The 15,362-nt window shown below is 62.3% G+C and carries 15 protein-coding genes; 3 read left to right on the forward strand and 12 right to left on the reverse strand.

Annotated elements, in window-relative coordinates; genetic code table 11:
- Positions 1–9: 9 nt before the first annotated feature.
- The 6 genes from AC2CGI_RS11445 to AC2CGI_RS11470 are packed head-to-tail and all read right to left on the reverse strand — an operon-like array spanning position 10 to position 5,853.
- The gene (locus tag AC2CGI_RS11445) at positions 10–855 is read right to left on the reverse strand and encodes a DMT family transporter (RefSeq protein ID WP_004931494.1); all 846 of its coding nucleotides are present in this window, start codon (positions 853–855) and stop codon (positions 10–12) included.
- Entirely contained in the window at positions 852–2,159 is a 1,308-nt protein-coding gene (locus tag AC2CGI_RS11450) for an opine metallophore biosynthesis dehydrogenase (protein ID WP_076740293.1), read from the reverse strand. The genes AC2CGI_RS11445 and AC2CGI_RS11450 overlap by 4 nt, the downstream gene beginning before the upstream one ends.
- Positions 2,152–2,949 carry a nicotianamine synthase family protein gene (locus tag AC2CGI_RS11455; protein ID WP_004931490.1) on the reverse strand — a complete coding sequence of 266 codons (798 nt, stop codon included), beginning with the start codon at positions 2,947–2,949 and terminating at the stop codon, positions 2,152–2,154. Before AC2CGI_RS11455 ends, AC2CGI_RS11450 begins: the two co-directional genes overlap by 8 nt.
- Positions 2,937–3,722, reverse strand: coding sequence for an ABC transporter ATP-binding protein (locus AC2CGI_RS11460; RefSeq protein ID WP_015377673.1), 786 nt, complete (start codon positions 3,720–3,722; stop codon positions 2,937–2,939). The genes AC2CGI_RS11455 and AC2CGI_RS11460 overlap by 13 nt, the downstream gene beginning before the upstream one ends.
- Positions 3,719–4,759 (reverse strand): FecCD family ABC transporter permease, encoded by a 1,041-nt coding sequence (locus AC2CGI_RS11465; protein ID WP_031300489.1) that lies wholly within the window; start codon positions 4,757–4,759, stop codon positions 3,719–3,721. Before AC2CGI_RS11465 ends, AC2CGI_RS11460 begins: the two co-directional genes overlap by 4 nt.
- Before the next feature lie 2 nt (positions 4,760–4,761).
- Positions 4,762–5,853 (reverse strand): ABC transporter substrate-binding protein, encoded by a 1,092-nt coding sequence (locus tag AC2CGI_RS11470; RefSeq protein WP_076740292.1) that lies wholly within the window; start codon positions 5,851–5,853, stop codon positions 4,762–4,764.
- 369 nt (positions 5,854–6,222) lie between these two features.
- On the opposite strand from AC2CGI_RS11470, the gene htpX reads away from it, so the two are divergent.
- Together htpX and AC2CGI_RS11480 are read left to right on the forward strand one after the other, a co-directional pair.
- The gene (gene htpX / locus AC2CGI_RS11475) at positions 6,223–7,107 is read left to right on the forward strand and encodes a protease HtpX (RefSeq protein ID WP_004931482.1); all 885 of its coding nucleotides are present in this window, start codon (positions 6,223–6,225) and stop codon (positions 7,105–7,107) included.
- A gap of 283 nt (positions 7,108–7,390) precedes the next feature.
- Complete coding sequence (locus AC2CGI_RS11480) at positions 7,391–8,098, forward strand: hypothetical protein (RefSeq protein ID WP_076740291.1); 708 nt, start codon at positions 7,391–7,393, stop codon at positions 8,096–8,098.
- Positions 8,099–8,146: 48 nt separating this feature from the next.
- On the opposite strand, the gene AC2CGI_RS11485 is transcribed toward AC2CGI_RS11480, so the two are convergent.
- The gene (locus AC2CGI_RS11485; RefSeq protein WP_076740290.1) at positions 8,147–9,541 is read right to left on the reverse strand and encodes an MFS transporter; all 1,395 of its coding nucleotides are present in this window, start codon (positions 9,539–9,541) and stop codon (positions 8,147–8,149) included.
- A 230-nt stretch (positions 9,542–9,771) separates the two neighbouring features.
- Between AC2CGI_RS11485 and kdgR the strand changes: the two genes are divergently transcribed.
- Positions 9,772–10,563, forward strand: a complete 792-nt coding sequence (kdgR, locus tag AC2CGI_RS11490; protein WP_076740289.1) for a DNA-binding transcriptional regulator KdgR — start codon at positions 9,772–9,774, stop codon at positions 10,561–10,563.
- Between the two features lie 45 nt (positions 10,564–10,608).
- Here kdgR and AC2CGI_RS11495 read toward each other — a convergent pair whose 3' ends face one another.
- From AC2CGI_RS11495 to phnR, 5 genes are all read right to left on the reverse strand, one after another.
- Positions 10,609–11,412, reverse strand: a complete 804-nt coding sequence (locus AC2CGI_RS11495; protein ID WP_049239996.1) for an ABC transporter permease — start codon at positions 11,410–11,412, stop codon at positions 10,609–10,611.
- A 2-nt stretch (positions 11,413–11,414) separates the two neighbouring features.
- A complete protein-coding gene (gene phnU, locus AC2CGI_RS11500) occupies positions 11,415–12,278 on the reverse strand; it encodes a 2-aminoethylphosphonate ABC transporter permease subunit (RefSeq protein ID WP_021505496.1) in 864 nt (287 codons plus the stop codon).
- 1 nt (position 12,279) lies between these two features.
- Positions 12,280–13,410: a 2-aminoethylphosphonate ABC transport system ATP-binding subunit PhnT gene (phnT, locus tag AC2CGI_RS11505; protein ID WP_041922334.1), complete on the reverse strand. Its 1,131-nt coding sequence runs from the start codon at positions 13,408–13,410 to the stop codon at positions 12,280–12,282.
- A gap of 2 nt (positions 13,411–13,412) precedes the next feature.
- The gene (locus AC2CGI_RS11510; protein WP_004931467.1) at positions 13,413–14,423 is read right to left on the reverse strand and encodes a 2-aminoethylphosphonate ABC transporter substrate-binding protein; all 1,011 of its coding nucleotides are present in this window, start codon (positions 14,421–14,423) and stop codon (positions 13,413–13,415) included.
- 177 nt (positions 14,424–14,600) lie between these two features.
- Complete coding sequence (phnR, locus tag AC2CGI_RS11515) at positions 14,601–15,320, reverse strand: phosphonate utilization transcriptional regulator PhnR (RefSeq protein WP_004931465.1); 720 nt, start codon at positions 15,318–15,320, stop codon at positions 14,601–14,603.
- Positions 15,321–15,362 lie beyond the last annotated feature (42 nt).

The raw sequence follows: 15,362 nt of genomic DNA on the forward strand, positions 1-15,362 counted from the left end.
AAGCCCGGCTTAAGCCGGTTTCTTGCGGTGACGCAGCCCGAGCTGAATGCAGGAAACCACCACCAGCAGACAGCCGAACAGCGACAGCAGCAGCGGGATCTCATGCCAGAACAGCCAACCCCAGGCGATGTTGAACACGATGCCGATATAGCGCACCACCGAGACCACGATCAGGTTATCGGAAGAGAAGGCCTGGGTTAAGACGACCTGCCCCAACAGCGACACCAGGGCGATGGCGAGCAGAATGGCGAACTGATAGGCGTTGGGCCAAACGAACGCGTTCCACATCAGCGGCAGCGAGATCAGCGTTGCGATGAACAGGAAGTAGAACACGATCTCGTAGTTGTGGTGGCGCTTGCTGAGTTTGTTGACCGACAGATAGGCGATCGAGGCGAACACCGCGCTCATCACGCCGACCAGCGACGCCAGGGTATAGGCCGAGAAGTGCCACGGCCGCACCAGCAGCACGGCGCCGATGATGACCATCGCCAGCCAAAACGCGGTATTGGCGTTGACCCGTTCACGCAGCACCAGCAAGGAGAGCAAAATGGAGAAAAACGGCGACAGATAGGCCAGCATGCTGGCGTCGGCCAGCGTCAGATGGGCGATGCTGTAAAAATAACAAATGAGATACAGCCCGCCCATGGTGCCGCGCAACACCAGCAGCGGCCGGTCTACGCGGCTGAAGGCGATGCGGTGGCGGTACATCAGCAGCAGAACCAGCAGACAGCCGATGCTGCTGCGAAAAAACACGATTTCACCGGTGGGAATAGCGTCGGAGATGGTTTTAACCAGCGCGTTCATGACGCTGAAAATCAACGAGGCAAAAATGGCCAGTAAGGCACCCTGATTCATGCTTGCCTCCGCCATTGTCGGTAAATGATGTCCGCCTGCTCGTCGCAGGTATCGTCCAGCAACGAACGATGGCAATGCTCGGCGCCGTTCCGGGTGACGAAGCGCTGCAGCGCCTGCTGAAAGCGCGCCAACAGACGCTGGGCGGCGGGCATCTCGACGTCAAGCCGCTGCGCCAGCAAGACCAGGACGCGCAGTTTGCGCACGTCCTCTTGCGGCACGCGCGGCAGGCGCCAGCGCCCCTGGGCATCCTGGAAGACGCGGGCGACCCTGACGGCGGAAAAATCATAGTAGCGGCCCTGCGCGTCCGGCTCGGAATAGGGATCGACCAGCAGCGCGGTATAACGCGTAAACAGCGCATAGCATTGCTCTGTCGGCGCGAGCTGCGGGAATTGGTCAATCCAGCGGCGGCTCACCATGCGGGGCGGAACCGGGTAGTTGTCGTCATTCAAAAAGCGCAGCAGGTTAATGGCCTCGATGCCGAGCCGGTTGAGCAACTGCTGGTAATCCTGCGAGAGCGCCAGCATGTCGGCGATCGCCTCGGGACAGATGGGGCCCTCGGGGTGGGTTTTATACAGGTACTGGATCGGCGCCTGCGGCTGGAATATCGCCTGCAGCGTGGTTTCGGCCAGCGCCAGCGGAGGATGAACATAATTGGTGATGCTGAAGCGCTCGGCGGCGAGCAGGCTGTTGCAGCGTTGGGCGTCAATGCCGTGACGCGCCAGCAGCGAGCAAAGCCAGTCGAGTTCGGCGCAGTCTGACCTTGCGCCTGCGCCGGCCAGATAAATCCGCTGCTTGAACGCCTTGGTGTAGGCGCGGTAAGGCTGTTCGGCGTTCTGGTACTTGGTGTCGGCGTAGTAGCTCGACAGGCTGATGACCTCGACGTGGGATTGCCCGGCGTCCTGCAGCAGGCTTTGCGCCATCAGGCCGGAGCCGATGGAGGGAGAGAGCAGGATCAGTGAGCGCAGTTGGGGCAACGCCGCCCATGGCACCTGTCGCAGCACGTCATGGTATTGATCGGCGGGGACGGCAAGGATCAGTCGGTGCCAGTCGCCGCCGACCAGTGACAGATCATCGTAATAGCGATCAATCGTCACTTGCGCATCGTCTTGGGTGCGCTGCGCCTTACCGGCGCCCGTCAGCCACAGGCTGGGCGTGTGCGCCAGATGTTGCTTCAGGCGGCGCCCTTTTTCGCTGGGGCGGTTGTACAGGCCGATGCGCGCATTGGCCGCGGCCTTGATGTCCGCAGCCAGTTGGATCGCCGCCGGGCCGGCGCCGAGGATCAGGGTGGGAAAGGCATTATTCATGGCGGTGGGGCTCCAAAATCAACAGATCGTACAGCGGGGTGGCGAGCGGTTTACCGCTGACACGCCAGGGCGAGCCGGCGGCCTGGTGGTGGTAAGGGCAGTTGAAGATCGACTTGAGGCCGTTGCCATAGCGCACCAGCAATTTGCCGCACTGGGGCAGCAAAGGCCGCAGCGCCTTCAGCAAACCCTGCTTGTCCGCCACCAAAGAGGCGATGATGATGTGATCGATATCGTTGCGCGTCAGGCCGTTCAGCTTGTCGATGCAGGGCATCTGCTGCACCAGCCCCAGGTGGCGCGTGAGCCGGCGGGCAAAACGCTGGGCCGCCGGATCGCAATCGTAGCAAATGACGGTGGCGGAGAGCCTGGCGACCAGCGCCAGCGCCGTGGTGGGCAATGCGCCGCTGCCCACCAGCAGCACCCGTTCGCCGGGTTTAATGTCGGCGGCCGCGATCTCCAACTGCAGCGCGCGGTCGAAACTGTTCAGGTAGGCGTTGGTTTGCGCCGGTTCCCGGCACAGCGCCGAGACGCGATGTTTCTCGTAGTCGCACAACGCGGCGTTGGCTGTCGCCCGCAGTTGGGCGATCTGCGCCGTGATCAAACGGTCGTTTTCCAGTTTTCGACGGTAGGCCTGCAGCTGTGGTTCGTCGTTAAAGGCTTGCAGGCGGCTGAAGCGGCGTTCCAGCAGGGAAAAATGGCGCCGATCTTGCCGGGCGGAGCGGTGTAGCTGGTGAATTTCCTGTTGCAAGCCGGCGAGTTGCGCCAGCATGTCCGCCTTGGTCAGAGTGTACATGGGGATTCTCCGTGTGCGTGTAACAGCTGTGTCGGCAGCAGATAGGGGTAGCCCTGCGGGCTGACGCCGTTTTCGATGCCGACGCCAAATACGCGAGACACCATCGGATGTCCCATCATCTGATGGGTATCGCCGTGGCAAACGACGCGTCCGTGCGCGAGCAGCGTGAGTGAGTGGCAATAGCGCAGCGCCAATCCCAGATCGTGGATCACCAGCAGCGTGATGCAGCGGTGGCGCCGGCCATAGTCGGCGATCTGATTGAGCACGCGCAGCTGGTGGTGGATATCCAGTGCGCTGGTGGGTTCGTCGAGCAAAATGATCTGCGGCTGAGAGACGAAGGCCTGAGCCAGCATCACCAACTGTCGCTGGCCGCCGCTGAGACGGTTGAAGGGGCGATCGGCGAGCGCGGAAATGCCGCATTCCGCCAGCGCCTGTTCGACCGCATCGGCCTGGGCGGCGCTGACGCGCCAGCTCAACTGCCGTACCTTGCCCAGCAGCACCATGTCAAAAGCGGTCAATGCCGAATCGCAGCGATTAAGCTGCGGCACATAGGCGATACGGCTGGTTTTCGGATCGAGAGGGCGTTCGCGGTAAGCGATCTCGCCGCTGGATGGCACCATGCGGTTAATCGCTTTGAGCAGCGTCGATTTGCCGGCGCCGTTGGGGCCGATGATGCCGCCGAGCTGCGCCTCCGGCCAGCTCAATGAAACGTCTGTCAACAGCGAGCGGCGATGCAGCGAGACGCCGACGCGGGTGAGGGTCAGTTGAGTCATGGGCGTTTAACCTGTCGAGTGACGAAGTAAAACAGCACCGGCACGCCGATCAGGGCGATAACGATGCCGATGGGCACCACGCCGTTCGGCATCACCAGCTTGGCGACGATCGAGGCGCACAGCAGCAGCAGGCTGCCGCAGAGGGCGGAAATGCAGATCAGGTAGCGCTGATCCTCACCCACCAGAAAGCGGGCGAAATGCGGGGCGATCAGCCCGACGAACCCGATGGTGCCGACAAACGAGACCGAGGCGGCCGTCAGCAAGGTCGCCAGCAGAAAGGCCAGCTTGCGCAAGGCGCTGACATTGATGCCCAGCCCCTGGGCCTGCTCTTCGCCGGCGGACAGCGCCGTCAGCCGCCAGGCGAGCCGCAGACTGACGAACAGTGCGCACAGCAACACGACGCCGGTGATCGCCACGCCGTGCATATTGGCTTTGAGCAGGCTGCCAAACAGCCAAAAGACAATTTGCTGCATGGCTTCCGGCGAGGCCAGAAACAGCAGCAGCGATTGCAGCGACTGAAAGAAAAACAGCACCACGATGCCGCTCAACACCAATATTTGCGGCGTCATGCCGCGGCGTTGTCCCAGCAGATAGACAGGCACGCAGGCGAGCAACGCCATCAGCGAAGCCAGCAGCGGCGTGCCCAGCGCCAACGCGCCGCCCAGGCTGAAGCCGGTGAGGATCGCCAGCGCCGCGCCGAACCCCGCCGCGGCAGAGATCCCCAGCGTATAGGGGCTGGCGAGGGGATTAGCCAGCACGGTCTGCATCAGCAGGCCCGCCAGCGCCAGGCTGGCGCCGACCACCAGGGCGGTGAGCGTCATCGGCAAGCGAATCGACCAGAAAACCACCTGATGCAGCTCGTTGCCAGGCGCAGAGCCAGGCCAAAGCATCCGCACGATATCCGTGAGGCCAAGTTGCGCGGCGCCGACGGTGAGATCGATGGCGGTCGCCGCCAGCAGAGCGCCGAGCAGCGCCAGCGTCAGTAGCCCGCGGCGCAGCCTGCGCCGTCGCAAAAACGCACGTCCTGTGTGGGCCACGGTTATTCTCCTTGCCAGCGTTGCAAGAAGACGCCGTCCGCCTCTATCGGCAAATATTGATGGTAGAACTGCGCCAGATTGCGCGCGGGATCAACATCGGCAAACGCGGTGGGATAGAGCGCTTTCGCCAGATACTGGACAAAGATAAAATCGTAAATCGTGCGCGCGCCGCCATGGTAAAGCGCATAAAGACGCTGATTTTTTATCGCCGGCAGTTGCGGCCATCCCGCCCGCCGGGCGTATTGCGTCAGGCGCGTCTGGAGGGGGGCTGCCTGCGTGCCGTAGCCCATCGGCACGGCGTTCGGCATGTTTTCCCAGTCGCCACCGGCGAGAAAAATCACCTCGGGCCGTTGGGTCAGGACATAGTCGGCGCGCAAGGGGGAAGGGCTGCCGACGACGCCGGCGGCGATATTGTCGGCGCCGGCCAACTGCAGCAGCGGCCCCCAGATCGAGGCGCCATAGCTGCTGCCGTACTCGCCGGGGCCCTTGTCCCCCAGCTCAATATAGGTGATCGGCGGCGGCAGCTGCGCCTGGCGGATGCGCCGCCGGGTATCTTCGAGGCTCTGGCGATATTCGTCGGCCAGCCGTTCCGCTCGCTCGGCGTGGCCCATCGCCTGGCCCATTAACCGGATGCTGGCGAGCTTGACTTCAACGCCCTGATTGAAGTCGACGACGATGTAAGAAATGTTGAGCCGTTGCAGCACCGGCAGGTAGTTGGCGAAGCCGTCGAGCTGCCACTTCGCCAGGATCAGCAGGTCTGGTCGCGTGGTCAGCAGGCGTTCAAAATCGAAGCTCTGGTTATAGAGCGAACCGACATCGACCAGCTGAGCGAGCCGTGGCAGCGCCGCCTGATAGCGCGCCCATTGGCTGGCGCGCAACGCCCAGTCGCTTTTGGAGAAGGCGACGACCTGTTGATAACTCTCCGGGCCGTTCACCGCCAGAAAATCTTCGTAGTAAAAGCCGATATAGGCGCGCTGTGCGGGGGCGGCCAGGGTAACCTGGCGACCTTCAACGTCGGTGAGGTGAATTTCCGCGTGCGCGACCTGGCAGAAAAGCAGCCACGTCGCCAGCATCCAGACGATACGCGATAACATGATTGACATCCCTTTACGATTAATTGTGATGTTATAATGTAACAATTAATCGCGAGATTCAAACTTTCATCGCCGCTGAATCAGGCGGGGCATGATGAAGCGCGCCGAGCGGATATTGGCCTATAAAACGTGAGGATAACGTTTCTCGTTGTCATGGCGTGCGGGCAAAGAAATTTTTCTGCAAAATCCCTCCGCCTTGCGCAACAATCGTTTACAATTTGCCAAATCCCGGTCGCGCGTCGTTTTTGTAAAGTTTCGTATTTTTAGTAGGTTAATGGCGCGCGACTCTTGAAACTGTGACGAATGCCCATACGATCTAGGGTATCTTGGACAGCGTTTTGTTAACATTTATGAGGAAGTAAACATTTTATGATGCGTATAGCTCTGTTCCTGCTCACCAACCTGGCGGTGATGTTGGTTTTCGGGCTGGTGCTCAGCCTGACAGGAATCCAATCCAGTAGCGTTCAGGGCCTGATGATCATGGCCGGTCTGTTCGGCTTCGGCGGCGCTTTCGTGTCGTTGCTGATGTCCAAGTGGATGGCGCTGCGCTCCGTCGGCGGGGAAGTGATTGAACAGCCGCGTAACGAAACCGAAAACTGGCTGCTGGAAACGGTACGCCGTCAGTCGCAGCAGGCGGGCATCGCCATGCCGCAGGTCGCTATCTACCACGCGCCGGACATCAACGCCTTCGCCACCGGCGCACGCCGCGACGCCTCGCTGGTCGCCGTCAGCACCGGCTTGCTGCAGAGCATGAGCCGTGACGAAGCGGAAGCGGTCATCGCGCACGAAATCAGCCACGTCGCCAACGGCGATATGGTGACCATGACCCTGATTCAGGGCATCGTGAACACCTTCGTGATCTTCATTTCGCGCCTCATCGCGCAGGTCGCTGCCGGTTTCCTCGGCAACCGCGACGGGGATGGCGAAGGGGAAGGCAACGGCAACCCGATGATTTACTTCGCGGTGTCGATGGTGCTGGAACTGGTGTTCGGCATCCTGGCGAGCATCATCACCATGTGGTTCTCGCGTCACCGCGAGTTCTATGCCGACGCCGGCTCCGCCAAACTGGTGGGCCGCGAGAAGATGATCGCCGCCTTGCAGCGTCTGAAAACCAGCTATGAACCGCAGGAAGCGGGCAGCATGATGGCGTTCTGCATTAATGGTAAATCCAAGTCGTTCAGCGAGCTGTTCATGTCGCACCCGCCGCTCGACAAGCGTATCGAAGCGCTGCGTACCGGCCAGTACCTGAAGTAATCGGCTGAATGAAATGAAAAACCCCGGCTTGCCGGGGTTTTTTTATGGCATGCCTGAACCGCTTTTTCAGCGTCGACGGGGGTTAACGTGGTGCAAGAGCCCCCGAAGTCCATAAAGCCCGCCTTCGAATAACGTCTGTCGGCCTCTCTGTGCGTTTACCGCCGCGGAGCGAGACGACCATGAAAGAGGGTAAGCCGCATCCTGGCTGAGTGACGGCCGGCTGTTTGGCTTTGGAAGCGCATGTTATATGCTTTGGCGCAATGACACTTGTCCCTGAGGCCCTATGAAAATCAACCACCTTCCCTTACTCAACGGTGATGAGCTACCGGCGTGCCTGGCGGAATTGACAGGCGGTATCGCCGATGCGGTTGCGGAACTGTTCAACCGGCATGATGACGATGCTGAACGGCCAGCGATTCGCTGGCATTCAGGCGATCTTCACCTCCCGGCATTTTTCCCCGACGAGCACGACAGCCACGATTACGATTACCTGATCGTGGACGGCGATATGATCGTGGAAGGATGCCTGGCGGTATCGCCGCAGCGCGAGGACGGCGGCATTGTTGTGCTGGGGCGGCTGCAGGCGGATACGCTGATTTGCTGGGGCGGACTGGTCGTGCGTGATGATGTCCGCATGCGCCATGCCTATTGCAGCTCAGGAAACGACGGTGCGTTCGTGGTGGGGGGAGATCTGACCGCGCTCACCCTGGTAGAGACGGGGGAGTTTATCCATGTCCATGGCGATCTCGATGCGCGGTGTCTCGCTTCGTTGCAGAACTTCGTTCAGGTTGACGGAAACACGCGCTGCGATTGCCGCATCGACAGCGCTCAGGCCGAAGATCTGATCAAGCGCATGTTCGCCCCTGGCTTACTGAAGGGCTTCGAGGGGGTGGATAACGACGGCCAACGCATTGTTGGCTGGTATCCGGATGACGACGCCTATTTAGCGTGTCTACGACAGGGCCGCAGCCCTTTGAGGAGCGGCGACTGACGCCAGGCCTGCATCGCGCTCGATGTGGCCCGGCTCTTTCTATGCCCTCTATTTCACCTCGCGGCTGGGCTGCGCCGTTTGCGCGGTCGATTGGGTGATGCGCAGGCCGCTGACCGCCGCCGCCAGGGTAGCGAACACCCCAGCCAGGATCAGTGAAGCGTGGGTGCCGGAGGTAGGGAACAGGTTGAACATCAGCGCCACCAGCGCGGCCCCCGAGGTTTGCCCCAGCAGGCGGGCGGTGCCCAGCATGCCGCTGGCGCCGCCGCTGCGGTTGCGCGGCGCGGCGGAGATGATGGTGTGGTTGTTGGGCGACTGGAACAGGCCGAAGCCGGCGCCGCACAGCACCATGCGCCAGATGATGTCCATATTCGACGGCGCCGCCGGCAGCAGCGCCAGCGAAAACAGCCCGAGCGCGAACACCGCCAGCCCAATGCAGCCCAGCAGGCCGGCGTGCACGCGCTCCACCAGCCGACCGGCGATCGGCGCCATCACCACGATCGCCAGCGGCCACGGCGTCAGCAGCAGCCCGGTCGCCACCTCGTCGCGGCCCAACGCGCTTTGCAGGAAGAACGGCAACGACACCATCGCCAGCATTTGCGCGGCGAACGAACAGATTGAGGTGCCCATCGACAGGGCGAAGATCGGGATACGCAGCAGGTCGACCGGCAGCAACGGAAATTCCTGGCGCAACTGACGGCGCACGAACACCGCGCCAATCGCCAGCAGTGCGGCGATTTCGCTGAAGATCAGCGTCAGGCTCTGGCCCTGGGCGAAGCCGCTGATGGCGGTGATCAGCAGGCCGAAGGTCAACGCGTTCAGCACGGCGCTGGTGGGATCGAAACGGCGGTTATCGCTTTTCTGGCCGTTGGCCGGCAGGAATTTCATCCCCAGCAGCAGTGCGACGATGCCGATCGGCAGGTTGATGGCGAACAGCCACTGCCAGGATGCGACCGACAGGATCGCCGCCGCCACCGTCGGCCCGGCCGCCGAGGAGCAGGCGACGATCAGCGAGTTGATGCCCATGCCGCGGCCGAGAAAACGCTGCGGGTAGATGATGCGGATCAGCGCGGTGTTGACGCTCATGATGGCGGCGGCGCCAAAGCCTTGCAATACGCGGGCGATGGTCAGCGTGAGCAGCGAGTCGGACAGGGCGCAAAACAGCGAGGTGATGCTGAACACCAGCAACCCGGCCTGATAGATGCGGCGATAGCCGACCAGATCGCCGAGCGAGGCCAGCGACAGCAGAGAGACGGTGATCGCCAACTGATAGGCGTTGACTACCCAAATGGAGCTGGCCGGGCTGGCGTTAAGATCGCGCGCGATGGTGGGCAGCGCCACGTTGGCTATCGCGCCGTCGAGCACCGATACGGTAATGCCGAGGGCGATGGCGAGGATCGCCCCATAGCGTTGCGGGATGGGGAGGCCGTCGGAACAAGGACGCATGTTGGTCTCAGCGGTATTTATTCAGGGGAGTATTATCATGCTAATCATATTCGCCCGTGATTGCATGCCCGTTGCCCGCTTAATTGTAAATAGCGGTGAGCAGGCCGGGGTTATCCATTTGGCTTCAATCGCTTAGCGTTCAGCCGCGTTGCGCGCCGCGATCTGTTCCGATTATACTGAAACCCTTGTTTAAATTTCCTGAAACAAAACCGTTAAGTAGGGCATTCACCATGGCTAACGCAGATTCAGACAAGCAACCGGATGCCGTCTCATCCGTGATGAAGGTGTTCGGCATTTTGCAGGCGCTTGGCGATGAGCGCGAGATTGGCATTACCGAACTTTCCCAGCGAGTGATGATGTCCAAAAGCACCGTCTACCGTTTTCTGCAAACCATGAAAGCGCTGGGCTACGTATCGCAGGAAGGCGAGACGGAAAAGTATGCGCTGACGCTCAAGCTGTTCGAACTGGGCGCCAAATCGTTGCAGAACGTCGATCTGATCCGCAGCGCCGACGTGCAGATGCGCGAACTGTCAAACCGCACCCGCGAAACCATCCACCTCGGCGCTCTGGATGAGGACGGCATTGTCTATATCCACAAGATCGACGCGATGTACAACCTGCGCATGTATTCGCGCATCGGTCGCCGCAACCCGCTGCACAGCACCGCCATCGGTAAAGTGCTGCTGGCCTGGCGCGATCGGGAGGAGGTGGCGCAGATCCTGTCGCAGATTGAATTTACCCGCAGCACCGAGCATACGTTGGCCAGCGCCGCCGAACTGTTGCCGGTGCTGGAGCGGGTACGTGAGCAGGGATTCGGCGAAGATGTCGAAGAGCAGGAGGCGGGGATCCGCTGCATCGCGGTGCCGGTCTTTGACAGGTTCGGGGTGGCGATCGCCGGGCTGAGCATCTCTTTCCCGACGCTGCGCTTTTCCGACGCGGCGCGGGAGGAGTATGTGGCGTTGCTGCACGTCGCCGCCCGGCGCATTTCCGAGCAGCAGGGCTATCACGACTACCCGTTCTGACCGTCGTTTCGATGAGCGAGGCGCTGCCATGGCAGCGCCTTGTTGTTATTTCGCGCCGGGCGTCAGCCGCTGAGAAATCCGCTCCAGCACCAGCATCAGCAACAGCGTGGCCGCCACCAGGATCATGGTCAGCGTCGCGCCGTTGGCGATGCTGCCGCGATCGGTCAGGCTGAAGATCGTGACCGGCAGCGTCGCCCAGCTCGGCGGGTAGATCATCATGGTCGCGCCCAGCTCCCCCATCGACAGCGACAGGCTGAGTGCGAAGGCGGAGATCATGTAGGGAGCGATCATCGGCAGGGTGACGTGACGCAGGCGGAACAGCGGCGACGCGCCCAGGCTGGCGGCGACGTTCTCGTAGTCGCCAGGCAGCCGGGTCAGCCCGGCCATCACGTTGCCGAAGGTAAAGGCGGAAATAAGTACGAAGTGGGCGGCGGGCACGATCAGGAAGGTGCCGTTCATCTGCAGCGGCCCCTGGCTGAACGCCACCAGCATCCCTAAACCGATAGAGACCGAAGGCACCGCGCTGGGAATGAAAAACAGCGTGCCCAGCAGCCGCTGGCCGCGTCCCTGATGGTGGCGCAGCGCCAGCGCCGCCCAGGTGCCGCACAGCAGCGCGAACAGGCTGGCGCTGAAACCGATAGCCAGACTGGCGACCAGCGCGTCCCAGGAGGCGCCGCTGAACGCCTGGCGGAAGTGGTTGAGGGTGAAGCCGCTCGGCAGCACGCCGTTCCACTGTTCACTGAGGCTGGACATCAGGATCACCGCCAGCGGCAGGCAGAAGAACAGGGCGAACAGCGTGACCGCCAGCGTGCAGGTCAGGGTGCGGCCGGTGCGAGACCAAATCAACATCGTCAGTTCCTCAGCCCGGCGCGCGCCGCGGCGTAGCGGTAAAGGGAGAACAGCCCGAGCGACAGCGCGATATTCACTACGGCGATGGTGCAGGCGACGGCGTAATCCGCCTCCAGAATCGCTTTGGCGTAGACCATCATCGGCAGCGTGGTGACGCCCTTGGCGCCGATAAACAGCACGATGCCGAACTCATTGGTGGTCAACAGCAGGCACAGGCTGCCGCCGGCCAGCAAGGCCGGCAGCGCGGCCGGTAAAATCACCTGGCGCACCACGCGCCCCGGTCGGGCGCCGAGGATGCTGGCGGCCTCGAGCTGGCTGCGGTCGATCTGCGCCAGCGCCGCCATCAGCGGGCGCATCACCAGCGGCGTAAACACGGTGATTTCGGCCAGGATCACGCCCCAGATGGAGTAAAGAAAGTCCACCGGCGGCAGGGTGAAACCAAAGGTCGCCATCAGCGTGCCGTTCAGCAGGCCGGCGGAGCCGTAGATAAAGGTGAAGGCCAGCGTGATGAGGAAGGTCGGCATGGCGATAAAGGTATCGATCACCCGGGCGATCAGTCGGCTGCCGGGGAACGGCGTGAATACCAGCAGCAGCGACAGCAGGGTGCCGAGCACCAGGCAGCCCAGCGTCGCCAGCAGCGCAATCTGCAGCGTGTTGAGCAGAGCGCCGACAAAGCGGCGGGATTCGAACACCTGTTGCAGCGCGGCGGCGCTGAATAGCCCCTGATCGTCGGTAAACGCCTGTTTGACGATCAGCGCCAGCGGGTAGAAAAACAGTGTCGCCAGCACCAGCAGCGGCAACAGGATCCACAGGCGGCGCGGCAAACGCAGCCGCAGGGCCGGGCGAATAAGCGTAGAGTCGGTCATGTCAGTCCTCGATCAGTACCGCATCGTCGGGGGCGAAGTAGAGCGGCACGCGCTCGCCGATCTGCGGCATCCGGCTGCGATGAGTGGTGACCACGCGCAGCGGATGGCCTTCCGCGTCGAACTGCAGGTGCGTCAACTCTCCCTGCCAATGAATATCATGCAGCGTGCCGATGATGCAGTTGCTGCGCTGGGCATCGGCATCGAGCGCAATGTGCTGTGGCCTGATGCACAGCAGCTTGTCGAAGCCGCGTTGTGCGCCGTAAGTGAAACAGCCGATCACTTTGCCGGCGCAGCTGACGGTGGTCATGCCTTGCTGCGCGGTAGTTTCCAGGGCGGTAGCCGGCAGCAGGTTAGCGCGGCCGAGGAACTCGGCCGCGAAGCGGTTCGTCGGATGATGGTACAGCGCGCGGGTTTCGCCGTGGGCGATGAGATGGCCGTCGCGCATGATGCCAATCTTGTCCGCCAGCGTCAGCGCTTCGCCCTGATCGTGGGTGACGTACAGGATGGTCAGATCCGGCAGCTCGCGGTGCAGGCGGGCGATCTCTTCCACCATGCTGTGGCGGATTTGCGCGTCCAGCGCCGACAGCGGCTCATCCAGCAGCAATACTTTGGGGCGCACCGCGATGGCGCGGGCGATCGCCACCCGCTGTTGCTGGCCGCCGGAGAGCTGGTTGGGATAGCGCTTGGCGTAGGCGGACATGCCGACGATGGCCAACGCCTCTTCGACGCGCTCGGCGGTCAGGCCGCGCGGCTTGCCCTGCGCGCGCAGGCCGAACGCCACATTGTCCTCGACGCGCATATGCGGAAACAGCGCGTAGTTCTGTACCACCATGCCCAGGCCGCGCTCATAGGGCGGCACGTCGGTGACATCGACGTCACCGATGGCAATACGCCCGGCGGAGGGCTGCACGAAGCCGGCGATCGCTCGCAGCACGGTGGTTTTACCCGAGCCGGAGGGGCCGATCAGCGCCAGCACTTCGCCGGGGGCGATGGTGAGCGTCAGGGGTTTCAGCACCTCGGTGCCGCGATACGACACGCTGACGCGGTCGAGCTGAATGCCCGACGGCCCGGCGATGTCCCGGCTGCTATCCCGCGCCTCGGCGCGGGAAGTGAGGGTAGAAGGCATGGTCAGCGTCATTCTGTCACCTTGTGCCAGCGGGAGATATCGGCGGACAGGCTGCTCACCACCTGGTTCCAGTCCGGCGCCCAGATCTCTACACCCTGCAGCGCGGCCTGCGACTGCCTGAAGTTATCGTCGGTCGGGGTGACATCCTTACGCACCGGCATGCCGTAGGAAATGGCGCTGACGCTGCTCTGGGCTTCTTTGCTCAGCAGGAAATCGATCAGTTTTTTGCCGTTGGCGCTTTGCGGCGCGCCTTGCACCAGGCCGATGTAGTAAGGCAGCACCAGCGTGCTGCGTTTGCCGTCCGGCCCGGCCGGCCAGAACACCTTGACGTTCGGGTTGCTGCGCATCTGCGCCAGGTTCATCTGCAGATCGCCGTTGGCCACCAGCAGCTCCCCCTTATTGACCAGCGCGGTCAGCTTGCCGGTGGAGGCCGAAGGGCCGACGTTGTTGCTTTGCAGCTTGCCGAGGTAGTCGAAACCGGCATCTTTGCTGCCGAAGCTGTGAAACGCCTGCAGCATCACTGCGGTGCCGTCACCCGCCTGGCCCGGCGTGGAGTACTGCAGCTTATTGCGGAACTGCGCGTCCAGCAGCTGTTGATAGCTGGCAGGCGCCTGCGGCAGCAGTTTGGCGTTATAGATGAAGCTCAGGTAGTTGTTCACCAGTGGCACGAACTGCGGCTGGGCGTCGGCGATCTGCGCCGCATCCTGCGGGGTGAAATCCTGCAGCAGTTTTTCCGCGGCGGCGCGCTGGATGAACGGCGGCAGCGTCACCAGCACGTCGGCCTGCGGGTTGCTGCGCTCCTTCGACAGGCGCTCCACGATGGCGCCGGAGCCGCCTTCGACGTACTGCACCTTGACGCCGGTCGCCTGGGTGAAGGCGTCGAACTGGGTTTGATACCAGCTGTGATCGCCGTCGTGCAGACCATCGGCGGAGTAGACGGTCACTACCGCATCGGCGGCCCAGGCCGGCGCGGCGCCGAGTGCGATGGCGGTCATCACGACCAGACGAGAAAATTTCATAGCTTCAGCCTCACTGTTGCGGGTTAATGCGAAACTGGTATACACCAGATATGCGGCCAAGCTAATCGGCAAATATGACAAACAAATGAAAGCGGCAAAATATATTTGCCTTAAAAGGGGGATCGAGCGTGGGTGAGGAAGGCGGGGCGGCGGGCGCCGGCCCCGTGATAATCGAGGTTAGAGCGTATCGACTTCAATGCGCAGGCTGTCGTGGCGCCAGTATTCAATATCGAAATCGAGGATGCGGCCGTGCTGATCGTAATTCAGTCGACGCAGCAGCAACGCGGGCAGGCCGACCATGGCGCCGAGCGCGTTGGCGGCGCGGTAAGGCAGGGCGGTCGGGTAGAACGACAGGTGCATGTTGCTGTAAATCAAATCGTAATGCTGTTGATAAACCTCGGTCAGGCTGCCGTTGAGATCGTGACTGAGCAGTTCCGGCACCCGCTGCGGCAGGCAGTGGTTCTCGCAATAGCAGATGGCGCGGCCGTCGGCATAGCGCACGCGGCGCAGCAGATACACCTGATCGAACGGTTCGAGCGCCAGCGGCTGCATGACGTCGAGCGGCACAGTGGTTTTTTCGCCGGACAGCAGAGCGGTGCGCGGCGTGCGCCCTTGCTCCTGACAGAGACGGTGGAAGTTGGTGTTCTGCGTCGGATCCAGCCACAGCCGTTCCGGCGTGACGAACCAGCCGCGGCGATCGGCGCGGTAGATGGCGCCGGTGGCTTCCAATTGCGCCAGGCTTTCGCGAATGGTGACGCGGGTGGTGGAGAAGATGGCGCACAGCTCGCGCTCCGAAGGCAGCTTATCGCCGGCCTGCAGCGCGCCGCGGGTAATGCGCGCCTGGAGCTGATCCTTGATCTGCAGGTAGTGAGGCATATCGCCCTGATGTTCTTTCATTTCATCTCGCTATGGCATCGGCCCGACATTCCGGCACGCGCT

The organism is Serratia sp. LSHTC3, assembly GCF_057197125.1.

What these genes read in the sequence shown, in the direction of transcription:
- AC2CGI_RS11455 (WP_004931490.1), bottom strand. Translation starts at nt 2,949, where the DNA reads ATGTACACTCTGACCAAGGCGGACATGCTGGCGCAACTCGCCGGCTTG.
- AC2CGI_RS11485 (WP_076740290.1), bottom strand. Translation starts at nt 9,541, where the DNA reads ATGCGTCCTTGTTCCGACGGCCTCCCCATCCCGCAACGCTATGGGGCG.
- AC2CGI_RS11480 (WP_076740291.1), top strand. Translation starts at nt 7,391, where the DNA reads ATGAAAATCAACCACCTTCCCTTACTCAACGGTGATGAGCTACCGGCG.
- AC2CGI_RS11470 (WP_076740292.1), bottom strand. Translation starts at nt 5,853, where the DNA reads ATGTTATCGCGTATCGTCTGGATGCTGGCGACGTGGCTGCTTTTCTGC.
- AC2CGI_RS11495 (WP_049239996.1), bottom strand. Translation starts at nt 11,412, where the DNA reads ATGTTGATTTGGTCTCGCACCGGCCGCACCCTGACCTGCACGCTGGCG.
- phnR (WP_004931465.1), bottom strand. Translation starts at nt 15,320, where the DNA reads ATGAAAGAACATCAGGGCGATATGCCTCACTACCTGCAGATCAAGGAT.
- kdgR (WP_076740289.1), top strand. Translation starts at nt 9,772, where the DNA reads ATGGCTAACGCAGATTCAGACAAGCAACCGGATGCCGTCTCATCCGTG.
- AC2CGI_RS11450 (WP_076740293.1), bottom strand. Translation starts at nt 2,159, where the DNA reads ATGAATAATGCCTTTCCCACCCTGATCCTCGGCGCCGGCCCGGCGGCG.
- AC2CGI_RS11445 (WP_004931494.1), bottom strand. Translation starts at nt 855, where the DNA reads ATGAATCAGGGTGCCTTACTGGCCATTTTTGCCTCGTTGATTTTCAGC.
- htpX (WP_004931482.1), top strand. Translation starts at nt 6,223, where the DNA reads ATGATGCGTATAGCTCTGTTCCTGCTCACCAACCTGGCGGTGATGTTG.
- AC2CGI_RS11510 (WP_004931467.1), bottom strand. Translation starts at nt 14,423, where the DNA reads ATGAAATTTTCTCGTCTGGTCGTGATGACCGCCATCGCACTCGGCGCC.
- AC2CGI_RS11460 (WP_015377673.1), bottom strand. Translation starts at nt 3,722, where the DNA reads ATGACTCAACTGACCCTCACCCGCGTCGGCGTCTCGCTGCATCGCCGC.
- phnU (WP_021505496.1), bottom strand. Translation starts at nt 12,278, where the DNA reads ATGACCGACTCTACGCTTATTCGCCCGGCCCTGCGGCTGCGTTTGCCG.